This window comes from Kitasatospora sp. MAP5-34, from assembly GCF_029894335.1.
Taxonomy (GTDB): Bacteria; Actinomycetota; Actinomycetes; order Streptomycetales; family Streptomycetaceae; genus Kitasatospora.
The window spans coordinates 68,292-81,002 of sequence record NZ_JARXZC010000017.1; the positions used below are offsets into that span (position 1 = coordinate 68,292).

8 protein-coding genes and 1 pseudogene are annotated in these 12,711 nt (G+C 72.9%); 6 read left to right on the forward strand and 3 right to left on the reverse strand.

What is annotated here, in order from left to right:
- Positions 1-219: 219 nt before the first annotated feature.
- From P3T29_RS16330 to P3T29_RS16345, 4 genes are all read left to right on the forward strand, one after another.
- Positions 220-1,482: an MFS transporter gene (locus P3T29_RS16330; RefSeq protein ID WP_280717185.1), complete on the forward strand. Its 1,263-nt coding sequence runs from the start codon at positions 220-222 to the stop codon at positions 1,480-1,482.
- A 153-nt stretch (positions 1,483-1,635) separates the two neighbouring features.
- On the forward strand, positions 1,636-1,968 hold the full coding sequence (locus tag P3T29_RS16335) for a DUF4229 domain-containing protein (RefSeq protein ID WP_280717186.1): 333 nt from the start codon (positions 1,636-1,638) through the stop codon (positions 1,966-1,968).
- 4 nt (positions 1,969-1,972) lie between these two features.
- A complete protein-coding gene (locus tag P3T29_RS16340; RefSeq protein WP_280717187.1) occupies positions 1,973-3,004 on the forward strand; it encodes a LacI family DNA-binding transcriptional regulator in 1,032 nt (343 codons plus the stop codon).
- 127 nt (positions 3,005-3,131) lie between these two features.
- Positions 3,132-6,329, forward strand: coding sequence for an SdrD B-like domain-containing protein (locus P3T29_RS16345; RefSeq protein ID WP_280717188.1), 3,198 nt, complete (start codon positions 3,132-3,134; stop codon positions 6,327-6,329).
- Between the two features lie 69 nt (positions 6,330-6,398).
- Here the strand turns inward: P3T29_RS16345 and P3T29_RS16350 are convergent, their stop codons facing one another.
- The 3 genes from P3T29_RS16350 to P3T29_RS16360 all read right to left on the reverse strand — a co-directional run bounded on the left by P3T29_RS16350 (position 6,399) and on the right by P3T29_RS16360 (position 9,231).
- Entirely contained in the window at positions 6,399-6,971 is a 573-nt protein-coding gene (locus P3T29_RS16350; RefSeq protein ID WP_280717189.1) for a Uma2 family endonuclease, read from the reverse strand.
- A gap of 44 nt (positions 6,972-7,015) precedes the next feature.
- A complete protein-coding gene (locus P3T29_RS16355) occupies positions 7,016-8,233 on the reverse strand; it encodes an MFS transporter (RefSeq protein WP_280717190.1) in 1,218 nt (405 codons plus the stop codon).
- A 104-nt stretch (positions 8,234-8,337) separates the two neighbouring features.
- The gene (locus P3T29_RS16360) at positions 8,338-9,231 is read right to left on the reverse strand and encodes an ABC transporter permease (RefSeq protein WP_280717244.1); all 894 of its coding nucleotides are present in this window, start codon (positions 9,229-9,231) and stop codon (positions 8,338-8,340) included.
- Between P3T29_RS16360 and P3T29_RS16365 the strand changes: the two are divergent.
- Both P3T29_RS16365 and P3T29_RS16370 read left to right on the forward strand, forming a co-directional pair.
- Positions 9,160-9,324, forward strand: a pseudogene (locus tag P3T29_RS16365) (LuxR C-terminal-related transcriptional regulator); the annotation flags it as partial. The gene P3T29_RS16360 and the pseudogene P3T29_RS16365 sit on opposite strands and share 72 nt — an antisense overlap.
- Before the next feature lie 186 nt (positions 9,325-9,510).
- The gene (locus tag P3T29_RS16370) at positions 9,511-12,615 is read left to right on the forward strand and encodes a BTAD domain-containing putative transcriptional regulator (RefSeq protein ID WP_280717191.1); all 3,105 of its coding nucleotides are present in this window, start codon (positions 9,511-9,513) and stop codon (positions 12,613-12,615) included.
- Positions 12,616-12,711: the final 96 nt, after the last annotated feature.

The window sequence follows — 12,711 nt, forward strand, 5'->3', positions numbered from 1 at the left end:
GGTGCGCCGCCGTCCGGATCGGGGGGTCGGGTCCGAGGTGCCGAAGTGGCGGAAGTGGCCCGATCCCGACGAAACCTGGCAGTCAGGCCACTCGTCCGCCGGGCCCGGCATCAGCAGACTCGGGCTGTGAACGAAGCTCCAGTGAACGAAGCGCCAGCTGACGCAGCGCCGGCAAGCGAAGCCGGAGCCCCAGCGGTCCCCACAGCCCCACCGATACCCATGACGACCAGGGCTCCCCGGCTGCACTACGCCTGGGTGGTCGCGGCCGTCGCCCTGCTCGTGCTGCTCGGTTCGGCGGGCTTCCGCTCCACGCCGAGCCTGATGATGGACGCCCTCAACAGCGAGTTCGGCTGGTCGCACGCGACCATCTCCGCTGCGGTCTCGGTCAACCTCACCCTGTACGGGCTGACGGCGCCCTTCGCCGCCGCGCTGATGGACCGGTTCGGCGTGCGGCTGGTGGTGGTCTGCGCGCTGCTGACCATCTCCACCGGCGCCGGGCTGACCGTGCTGATGACCCAGAGCTGGCAGTTGATGCTCTGCTGGGGCGTGCTGGTCGGCCTCGGCAGCGGCTCGATGGCGGGGGCCTTCGCCACCACCGTCAGCGGGCGCTGGTTCACGGCCCGGCAGGGCCTGGTCACCGGGGTGCTGACCGCCGCTGGAGCGGCGGGCAACCTGGTCTTCATGCCGCTGCTGGCCTGGCTGGTGGAGGCGCACGGCTGGCGGACGGCGGTCGTGGTGGTCTCGCTCTCTGCCACCGTGGTCGCCGTCCCGGTGCTGCTGCTGATGCGCGAGCGCCCCGCCGATCTCGGGCTGCTCCCGTACGGCGCGACCGAGGCGCCGCCGCTCCCGGAGACCCGGGGCAGCGCGCTGGCCCGCAGTCTGCGGGTCCTGCGGGACGCCGCGCACCACCGGGCGTTCTGGCTGTTGGTGGGTTCGTTCGCGATCTGCGGCGCGACCACGGCGGGCCTGGTCGGCACCCACTTCATCCCGGCCGCGCACGACCACGGCATGCCCGTCACCACCGCCGCGAGCCTGCTCGCGCTGGTCGGCGTCTTCGACGTGCTCGGCACCATCGCGAGCGGCTGGTTCACCGACCGCTTCGACTCCCGGGGCCTGCTGATCGCCTACTACGCGCTGCGCGGCATCTCGCTGCTCTTCCTCCCACAGCTGCTCTCCGGCTCGCTGAAGCCGCCGATCCTGGCCTTCGTGATCTTCTACGGCCTGGACTGGGTCGCGACCGTCCCGCCGACCGTAGCGCTCTGCCGCCAGCACTTCGGGGCCGACGCGCCGATCGTGTTCGGCTGGGTGCTGGCCGGCCACCAGATCGGTGCCGCCATCGTCGCCGGGCTGGCGGGCCTGGCCCGCGACCGCTTCGGCGACTACGACCTCGCCTGGTACTCGGCGGGCGGCCTCTGCGCGGTCGCCGTACTGCTCTGCCTCGCCCTGGGGCGACGACCGGGTGTTGCGCCGGTGGTCGCGTAGGGCGCTCGCAGGGTGTCCGAGCCGGGCCGAAGCCCGTCCGGGGCGCTGTTCCGGTGGGGCCTGCCGGAGCGCCGTGCCGGGCATGCTTCACTGGGAGACCCGCGCACCTCCCACCAGCGCCGTCGGCCGTACCCCTGCAGTAAGGACGTTCCCGTGAGCAGCAAGTCGCACGCCACGCTCCGCTACACCTCCATGCGGGCCACCATCTTCCTCGGCTGCCTGCTGGTCGCCGTGCTGCTGGGGCACTTCGGGATCATCCCGGTCGCGGGCGCGGCAGGTTACGTCTTCCTGGTCCTGCTCGCCGCGCTGGCCTCGGCGCCGCTCAGCTACGTCCTGCTGAGCAAGCAGCGGAACGAGATGTCCGCCCAGATCGAGGCGAAGCTCTCCGGCCTGCGCTCCCGTACGGCGGACCGGATCGCCGGCCAGAACGCCGAGGAGGACGCGGCCGACGACGCGGCCCGCGCGGCGGCGCCCCAGCAGAGCTGAACCCGTGACCCTCCCCGAGCCCTCCGCGCCCGAGCCCCCCGCACCGGGGCGCCGGCCCACCGGGCGGGACGTGGCGGCGCTCGCCGGGGTCTCCCAGGCGACGGTCTCGCTGGTCTTCTCCGGCTCCGAGGCCGGGCACCGGGTCTCCGAGGCGACCAGGCAGCGGGTCCGCGAGGCGGCCCGCAGCCTGGGCTACCGGCCGCAGGCCGCCGGGCGGCAGCTCCGGCTGGGCCGGAGCGGCATGATCCTGCTGGCCGTCCCCAACATCCTCGGGCCGTTCTTCGGGCGGGTGCTGGTCGGCGTCCACGAGGAGGCCGGGAAGCACGGCCTCGCGGTGGTGGTCAGCTCCGGCTGGGGCAGTTCGACGCTGGCCGAGGCCGCCACCACCAGCCGCTTCGACGGGCTGCTGATCTGCTCCCCGGACGACAGTCAGCTCGGTGAACTGCCCGCCGACACCCCGGTCGTCTTCCTGGACGCGGACCCGGCCGCCGCCCGCGCCAGGCCGACCGTCGAACTGGACGTCGCGGGCGGCATGCGGCAGGCCGTCGAGCACCTCGTCGTGCTCGGCCACCGCCGGATAGGCCACCTCCGCTCCACCCACTCGGCGTACACCTTCCGGGTCCGGCAGGCGGCCTTCGAGTCCGCCGCGCGCGGCCTCGAGGTGCTGGAGGTCGGCGTCACCCTGAACGAGGGGCGGCGCGCGGCCAGGACCGCCGCGTACCGGCTGCTCGACCGCCCGGACCGGCCGCACGCGGTGGTCTGCGACGACGACGTGGTCGCCTCGGGGCTCTACCAGGCCGCCGCCGAACTCGGGCTGCGCATCCCGGCGGACGTCTCCGTGGTCGGCATCGACAACATCCCGGTGGCCGACCTGCTCGCCCCGCCCCTGACCACCGTCGACCTGCCGGGTGAGGAGCTGGGCCGGGTCGGGGTGGCCGCGCTGGCGGCGCTGCTCGGCGGCGAGGCCGTCCCGCCGGTGGCGCCGCTGACGACGAGTCTGGTGATCAGGGCGTCGACGCGCGGCACCACCGGCTGACTTTCCGGCCCCGCGCCGCACCCGCACCCAGGCCTGGCGCAGTGATCTGTAGTGCTATCGGATGAAAGTCCGTCACTTCGAGTCGGTGCAACGTCATATGTGCAGCCCGCCGGGCTCAACTGTGAGCATGCGGAAGACCATCCCCCGGGGCCTGACCCGAACATCACGCGTGGTGACCGCCTTCGCCCTGCTCTGCGGCACACTGCTGAGTGGTTCGATCGCGGCACAGCCCGCTCAGGCGGCGACCACCTTCTCCAAAACGGTCGACAAGGCCAATCCTGCCCCGGGTGAGAACGTCACCTACACGCTCAGCTACACCTGCTCGGTGACGGAGTGCGACAACGCGAAGATCGTCGACGAGCTCCCGGCGGGCATGGAGTTCGTCGGCTGGACTCCGGACGCCGCCACAGTCGACGTGGCCGGATCGACCATCCCGACGCAGGGCACGCTCGGCGGTACCGCCACCATCAAGATGAAGAGCCCGATGGCTCCCGGCACCACGGCCTCCATCACGGTCGTCCTCAAGTACCCGAACTTCACCACCGCCAACGGCGCCAGGGCCGTCAACACCGCCACCCTGACGGCCGACGGCGAGCCGCCGAAGACCGGCACGGCGACCACGACGGCCGTCGTCCAGCCCGCGTACACCGTCACCAAGGGCGTGCAGACCAGCAGCGCGGACGGCCGTACGGTGACGTACCAGTTCAGCGCCTGCTCCAACGCCCCCGGGCCCAACGTCGACCTCGACGCCAGCCGGCTGGTGGACACCCTGCCGCCCGGCGCGGTGGTGGACACCGGCCGTTCGCCGGGGTGGACGGAGAACCCGCCGGGGAGCAACACCTGGGGCTACGACATCGGCGAGTTCCGGGCCGGGAACGGCCAGGCGGGCTGCCGCTACCCGAGCGTGCTGGTGGTCCACTACCCGGACCCGCCCTTCCCCAGCGGTACCACCTCGACCAACTCGGTGACGCTGAAGGGCGATCCGCTCGGCCCCTCGCCCGAAGAGGACCTCTCCACCGCCGACGCCAGGACGCCGGTCTTCCAGCCGCCCACTACGGGCATCGTCGTCGGTGTCCGCAAGACCTGGGGCCCGACCGTCACCTCGGGTGACATCAACGGCTTCAGCCTCTTCCCCGAGAACACCTCGGGCCCGGCGACCAGCCTCGTGATGACCGACCCGGGCGCCGGGACGACCACCAACCTCTACAACTGGCTCGAATTGCAGAGCATCCAGCTCGACGCGTGGGCCCCGACCAGCATTCTGATGACCCTCGAATACCGCCTGAACGGCGATCCGGCCTGGCAGACCTTCACCCCCGGCACCCCGTTCAACGGCTCCGCCGCCCGCCGGGTCTTCATCGACCACGGTGCCGGGGACCCGGCGAACGACCGGCTCGGCGTCCCGGTCGGCCGCTGGCCGGACGGCCTGCGGTTCAGCTGGAACGGGCCGATCCCGGGCGGTTGGAGCCCGGGCAACTCGATCCAGGTGCTGTCGCAGGTGCTCTACACCGGCCACGACGGCACCACCGCGCCCGACCCGCTGCACAACTGCGTCGACGCCGTCGGCACCAACGCGGCGGGCGAGCAGTCCAGCAGCAACGCCTGCGCCGACAGCAGGGTCACCGACGGAACCAACCTCGGTGCGGCCAAGACCACCACCGCCGGCGCCGTGCTCTCCCCGGGCGGCACCGCGACCTTCCAGGTCGTCCCCTACAACCGCACCGGCCACGTGCTCGACAAGCCGCTGGTCCTCTTCGACCTGCTGCCCCCCGGCATGGTCTACGTCGACGGTTCCGTCCGGACCGACCCGAGGTACCCGGACAGCAAGGCCCCGCAGGAGGTCGTCGTGCTGCCCGGCAGGGACGGCCGCCAGCTGATCCGGATGACCTGGGCCGCCCCGGCCCCCGACATGACGTACCTGCACGACGCGAACGCCAACCGCGTGCTCTTCGACGCCCAGGTGGCCGGCAGTGCCAAGTCGGGGATGCTCACCAACGACATCTTCGTGACCGTCGACAACCCGTCACCGCCGGTCACCTGCTTCTACTTCGGCACCGACACCGGCGTGCCGGACGCCTTCGACCTGAACGGCAACGGCAACACCACCGAGAAGCTCTGCAAGGCCAGCTCCCAGGTGCAGATCGACGCGCCCGCCGTGCTGCACGCGTACAAGGAGGTCAAGGGCGACAAGGACGCCGGCTTCGGCAGTACCGCCACCACCTCCCCGGGCGGGGACATCTCGTACCGGATGACCGTCCAGAACGACTCGCCCGAGGCCGTCACCGACTTCATCGCGTACGACCGCCTGCCCGCCCCCGGCGACGGCTACGTGCTGAACCCGGGGACCTCGCGCGGCAGCAGCTGGACGCCGTCGCTGACGGTGCCGCTGACCAGCAGCGACCCGTCGGTGGTCATCGAGTACGCGACCGACCCGAACCCCTGCCGCCCGGCCTCGCTGCCCACCACGCCCGCGAACGCGCCGTGCAACGCGGGTGCGCAGTGGAGCGCCACCTTCCCCGGCCCCGGGCTGGCGACCTGGTTCCGGGTGCGGCGGCCCGGGGCCCTGCCGCCCGACGGGACGTTCACCCTTGAGTGGCAGATGGTCGCCTCGGTCGACGCGCCCGACGCCGGGTTCGCCTGGAACAGCTTCGCCTACACCGCCACCGACAGCAGCGGCCAGCAGCTGCTGCTCGCCGAGCCCGCCAAGGTCGGCGTCGCGGTGGAGTGGCCGACCACGCCGTCCAACTCGCTGGGCGACTTCGTCTGGAACGACCTCAACCGGAACGGCCTCCAGGACCCGGGCGAGCCCGGCGTGCCCGGCGTCCGCGAGTACCTGATCGACGGTCAGGGCCGCCAGGTCCGGGACAAGAACGGCAAGCCGGTCAGTACCGTCACCGACAGCACCGGCCACTACCTCTTCGCCAAACTCCCGAACGGCACGTACGCCGTCCACTTCGACCTGACCACCGTTCCCGCCGGAGCCGTCGTCACCAAGCAGCACGCGCTGCGGGCCGTCGCCGACCCCGCCGGCGACTCCGACGCCGACCCGGTCACCGGCCTCACCCAGACGGTCACGCTCACCGGCGGCACCAGCTACCTCGACCTGGACATGGGCCTGATCCTCCCGGTCAAGCCCACCCCGCCGCCGTCGCCGTCGCCCACCGTGACTCCCACCGTTCCCCCGGCCCCCAGCCCGACCGGTGGCCTCCCCAGCACCGGCACCGACCTCCCGGCGGGCCCGCTCTCGGCCCTCGCCGCCGCCCTCACCACCTTCGGCCTGCTCCTCGCCCTGACTACCCGGCGGCGCAGGGGCCGCCACAGCTGACCTGAAGCGAACGACAGTGGAGCCCGCAGTGACACTGCGGGCCCCACTGGTTTTGGGCGGTCCGGCGGGTCAGCGTCCGTAGCGGGGCAGCCGGTCGGTCGTCAGCGTCAGTCCGTCGAGGGTGGGGAGGGTGATGTCCTCGCCGTACTTGCCGGGGAGGACCGTCCGGTACGCGCCCTTCTCGGGGTCGCTGTACAGCAGCCAGGTCCCGTTCCGGGGGTCGACGAGCAGGTAGACCGGGAGCCCGGCGGCGGCGTACCACTCGACCATGGTGACGGTGTCCTTCAGGCTGTTGCTCGTCGAGACGACCTCGACCACCAGCTCGACATCGGCGGGGTCGGCCAGCCAGTCGTCCGACTCGCCGAAGGCCTCGGGCAGGACGGCGAGGTCAGGGGTCGCGTAGTCGCTGTCGTCGTCGGGCATGGCGACGGACACCATCTGGAAGGGTTCCAGGTGGTGCGGAACGGCCGGTCGCAGTTGGTCGTAAATGCGGTTGATGGTTCCGGCGTGTGCCCCACGGGGGCTGGGCGACATCATCAAGACCCCTCGGATGATCTCAACGCGGAATCCGGTGGCCTGCTCGGCGAGCTCGGCGGTCTGCCGGAGAGAAGTCATCTGCTGCTCGGGGTGGGCGAGAGTCATGCTCAGCCTCCTTCGGGTGCCACCATCGTAGGCGCGAGGTGGGCTCAGGAGACGGATACCGGTTCCGCCACGCGATCGAGTGAGACGGCCGCCGCAGGCCGGAACAGGCCCCGGGCGCCGAACAGGAGCAGCCCGCCGAGGGTGATGCCGCCGACCGCGCAGAGGGCGACCGACTGCAGGGAGCCGGCGACCAGCGCGCCCGAGACGGCGTACCCGGCGGCGTTGCCGGTGGCGAAGAGGGTGACCAGCCAGGCGAAGGCCTCGGTGACCGTGCCGGTCGGGGCCAGTTCGGCGACCAGGACGAAGGCGGCGGCCAGCAGCGGCGCAAGCCCGATGCCGGAGAGCAGGGCCAGGCCGGCCATCGCGGCCGGGCTCGGGAGGAGCAGCAACGGCAGGTAGCTGACCGCCATCCCGAGGGCCATCACCCAGGTCCGGGTGGCGGTGCTGCTGCGCCACTTGACCGCGCCGTACGCGAGCGCGCCGAGCAGCCCGCCGAGGGCGGCGAGGGCGAGCAGCAGGCCCGCGCCGCCGGGGAGGGTGCCGTGGTACTGCTCGGCGTAGGCGATGAAGAGGACGTTCTGCGTGCCGACGGTCCAGCCCGCGCCCGCCAGCCCGATCAGCAGCAGCACCAGCCCGGGGGAGCGCAGCGGCCCGAGCAGCCCGGACGACTCGCCGCGCGCCGGGGCCCGCCAGGCCCGGGCGGGGGCGGTGGTGGCGACCACCAGCGCACCGGCGAGGCCGAGCCCGGCGGCCACCCAGAGGGCGCTGGCCGGGCCGAAGGCGGCCGCGATCCCGGCCACCGCGAGCGGCCCGGCGACGTACAGGATCTGCTGGGAGGCGGAGTCGAAGGCGTACGCGGTGTCGAGCTGCTCCTCCTCGACCACGGCGGGCCAGAGCGAGCGCAGGCAGGGTTCGAGCGGCGGCATGGCCAGCCCGGCTATCGCCGCGCCGAGCGGTGCGGCCAGCGGCGAGCCCGGGGCGAGCGCGAGCAGCGCGTACCCGAACCCGGTGACGACGGCCGCGCCGATCAGCACCCGGGGCTGCCCGGTGCGGTCGACGATCCGGCCGAGTACGGGACCGCCGACGGCGGCGGCGATCGCGTACGCGGCGGTGGCCAGGCCGATCCTGCTGTACGGGGTGCCGGCCTCGCGCAGCGCGAGGGCGATGACCAGCGCGGTCATGCCCGCCGGGAGGCGGCCGAGCAGGGTGCCCAGCAGGAGCCGGGTGACGTGCGGGGCGCGGAGCAGGGCGAGGTAGCCCATGGGGCGGTCTCCCGGAGGGCAGGGGGCGGCGAGGGGATCGTCAACCAAGTTATACGTATAACTTCTGGTCGGTCAATCGGGCCGCCGGTCGCTGCGGGCTCGGATCACACGTCGCGGCGTCGTACGACGAGCAGGGCGAGGCCGATCGTGGCGAGGGGCCAGATCGCGTACACGGCCCAGGATTCGGCGACCGTCGCGATGTGGACGGGGTTGCCGGGGAACTGTCCCCAGGTCTGGACCAGGCGCTTCCAGGCGCTGGTCACCATCAGCTGGAAGATGTCGGCGGACCACTGCTTGGACTGGGAGAAGACGGTGGGCAGCAGTAGCAGGATGAAGAGGGTGGTCACCATGCCGGCCGCGATGTGCCGGACCAGGATGCCGATGCCGAGGCCGACCAGTGCGCTGACCGGGGCCACCAGCGCGGACGCCACCATGGCCCGGAGTGCGCCGGGGTAAGTGATCGGGACGCCTGCGTGCTGTCCGCTCAGGATGGCTTGGGAGACCAGGAACGAACCGAGGGAGATGGCCGTCCCGACCACCGCCCAGATCGCCGCGACGACCACTGCCTTGGCCAGCATCACCGACTCACGGGCCGGTACTGCCACGGTGGTTGTGCGAATGAGGCCGCTGCCGTACTCGCTGACGACGGCGATCGTGCCGACGCTGCCGGCGGCCAGCACCAGTGTCATCCAGCCGGCCGGCGGATAGGCGTCGAAGCAGAGGAAGCCGTCGAGCCGCCGCGCGCCCGGGCCGGGATGCGCGAGGTTGTTGTAGTCCGCCATCGCCGCCAAGGCGGAGGAGCCGATGGCGAACAGGGCGGTGAAGGTGAGCGTCCACGGGGTGGAGCGCAGCGAGCGGATCTTGATCCACTCGGCGGCGAGCAGGTCGCCGAAGCGGGCGCGCGGTTCGGCGACGATGGGGGAGGGGTCGGCCTGGGTCGTTCCAACAGCGAGATCGCGGCGGAACTCTTCATCACGGTGGCCACCGCCAAGTCGCACCTGGCGCGGCTGCTCGCCAAACTGGACGCCCGGGACCGCGTCCAACTCGTGATCCTCGCCTACGAGATGGGGTTGGTCGCACCGAATCGCTGAAGTCGGTGTGCCAACTGCCGCTGCAACGAGAGACAGCAGGGGGCCTGCTCGCCGGGCGACTTGGGCCGGCGGCCTTCGGGTGCCGGACGCGGAGGTGGTGCCGGTTCCGGAAACCGGGAGGCTCGACCGGGCGTCAGTTAGTGTGCACGACTCGGGGAGTAGTAGTGCACGAACAGGGGTACGCGTGTGGATGATCTCTGGTTCTCGGTGCTCGGTCCGGTTCGTGGGGGCCGGGGTGAGGCCGCGCTGCGGTTGGGAAGTCCGCAGCAGCGGGCGACGCTGGCCGTGCTGCTCCTGAGGCCCGGCCGGTCGGCGGGCGCGGCGGACCTGGTCGACGCGCTATGGGGGGAGGAGCCGCCCAACGCGGCCGTCAGCACGATCCGCACCTATGTGTGGCGGCTGCGGAAGATCCTGCGGACCGCCCCCGATGCACCGGACACCGTGATCTCCCTCGGCGACGGCTACCGTCTCCAGCTGTCCGAGCTGTCGGTGGACTCCTTGTGGGCCGAGGAGTTGGCGGCCCAGGCCGATCGTACGAAGGCCGAGGGCAAGCCCGGCCAGGCCCGCGAACTGCTGAACCGGGCGCTGGCCCTCTGGGAGGGCGAACCGCTGGCCGGACTGCCCGGCCCGTTCGCCGAGCGCCAGCGCCGGCGCCTGGCCGATCTTCGGCTCACGCTCGCGGAGGAGCGGCTGGCGCTCGACCTGGCCCTCGGCGACTCCTCACGCTGTATCTCGGAGCTGACCGCGCTCACCGCCGAGCACCCGCTGCGCGAGCGGTCCTACGGGCTCCTGATGCGGGCGCTCTTCCAGGCCCAGCGGCCCGCCGACGCACTCGCCGTCTACCGCACGGCCCGGCAGTTGCTGATCGACGAGCTGGGGGTGGAGCCCGGGCCGGAGCTGGGCGTGCTGCACCAGCGGATCCTGGACGGGGATCCGGGGCTGCTGACACCGCCGCCGCACACCGCCGCCCTCCCGGCCGGCACCCGGGCGACGGTGCCGCCGCGAGCTGCGGAGCACGAGCCGCCCGCCGACGACCAGGTACTCCCGCGCCCGTCCCAACTGCCTCCGGACACGTCGGATTTCACCGGCCGTGAAGCCGAAGTGGACGCCCTGCTCGCCGTGCTGCGCGGCACCGGGCGGTCCGCGCTGGCGGTCGCGGCGGTGGCCGGTATGGGCGGGGTGGGCAAGACCGCGCTGGCCGTTCACGTCGCCCACCGGGCGCGGACGTCGTTTCCCGACGGGCAGTTGTACGCGGACCTGCGGGGTGGCGACCCGGCACCCGCCGCTCCGGAGGCCGTCCTGGCGGGATTCCTCGGCGCGCTCGGAGTCCCCGCCGAGGCCGTCCCGGACGGTCTGGACACCAGGTCGGCCCTGTTCCGCTCACTGGTCGCCGACCGCCGACTGCTGATCCTCCTGGACAACGCCAGGAACAGCGCCCAGCTCCGCCCGCTGCTCCCAGGAGCAGCGGGGTGTGCGGTGCTGGTGACCAGCCGTACCCGCCTGGCCGGGCCGTCCTGCGCCCTCCAGGTCGACCTGCCGGTGTTCCAGCCCGTCGAAGCCGTCGAGCTGCTCGGCAGGACCATCGGCGCGGATCGGCTCGACGGGGAACGCCACGCGGCCATCGGCTTGGTCTCGGCCTGCGGATTCCTCCCGCTGGCAGTGCGGATCGTGGCCGCCCGCCTGACGGCCCGGCCCAGCTGGACAATGCACGCCCTGACCGTCCGACTCGCCGACGAGCTGCGGCGGATCGACGAGCTGCGGATCGGCGACCTGGGGGTCGAGGCCGTGTTCGAGCTCGGCTACCGCCAGCTCGCGCCCGACCAGGCCGAGGCGTTCCGACTGGTCGCGACGGTGGACGGGACGGACATCGCGCTGGCCTCGGCGGCGGCCCTGCTGGCGATGGACGAACTGGCCGCCGAGGACCTGATGGAGTCCCTGGTGGACGCCGCGATGCTGCAGTCGCCGTCCCCCGGCCGGTACTGCTACCACGATCTGCTCCGGAACTTCGCCCGCCGCAAGTCCGCCGCCGCAGGGCCGGCCGCAGCCGTCGAGGCCCGGTCCCGGCTGCTGAGCTCCCTGCTCGGCACCGCCTGTGCCGCGTTCCAGCACGCGGTGCCCGGCGACCCGGTCGGCAGCGTGCTGGGCTCCGGGAATCCCGCCGGCCCGGGCTTCCCGGACCTCGGGACCGCTCGGGCCTGGGCGATCGGGGAGGCCGGGAACGCGGTGGCGCTCGCGGCCCAGGTCGCCCGGTCGGGTTCGGCGACGGGGCTGGAGGTGGTGGCCCACCGTACGTCCGGTGCGACGCCCGGTGCGACGTCTGACGGCGGCTCGGCGGCCGAGCCCGTCACGGCCTCGGGACAGCAGGACGAACTCCGGGCCGCGATCGACCTGCTCATCGCGCTCAGCCCGTTCGGCCCCGATCCCCGGCAGGGGCAACTAGTCGACACCGCAAGGGAGTTGGTGAACACCGCAGTACTCTGCGGGGACCGCCACGCCGAGGGGCGGGCCCGCTTCCTGTGCGGGAACATCGCCGTCCCCGCCACCCGGTTCGCCGAGGCCGAGGTCGAGACCCGGCTGGCCATCGAGGCGTGCCGCGAGGTGGGCGACACGGTCATCCTGCGCCAGGCCCTCAACGACCTGGGGCTGCTCACCCAGTACCTGGGCCGGTACGACGAGGCGATCGACCACTTCGACGAGGCCATCGCCATCGCCCGGCAACTCGGCCACCGCTCCGGCGGGGTGACCTCCACGATCAACGCCGCCCTGGCCCGGGTCCGCAGCGGACGGGCCGCCGAGGCGCTGCCGACCTGCCGGAGCCTGCTGGCGGGGCTCCGCGCCGAGGGCGACGAGGCCGGTACGGCGTACGCCCTGTACGTCCTCGGGCTGGCCTCGCACGAACTGGGCTGCTACCCGGCGGCGGCCGGCCACTTCACCGAGTGCCTGCGGCTGTCGGAGGAGGCCCGCCTCCCGCTGCGCGCCCTGCACGCCCGATACCGGCTCGCCGACACCCTGCGCGCTCTGGGCGAACCGGAGCAGGCTGTCGCCCAGGCCGAGCGGGCGCTGGAACTCTGCGACGAGATAGGGACCGAGCGGGACCGTGGGCACATCCTGCTGGCCCTGGGCCGGGCGCTCTCCGAGATCGGCCGCACCGAACCGGCCTGTCAGCGCCTCGGGCAGGCCCAGGCGGTGTTCGCCGCCCTGGGCCTGCCCGACGCGGAGGGGGCGGCCAGGTCCCTGGAGAACCTGACCGCCCCCTCCGTCGTACTCGCGTCCGCTCCAGCCGCCGGTTGAGCGCACAGGGCCCGAGGAGATGAGGGCCTGAGCGGCGGTCGGCGGGAGCCCTGCGATCCGTCCTCGGCCCGCTCGCCACGGCGACTGGCGTTCGGT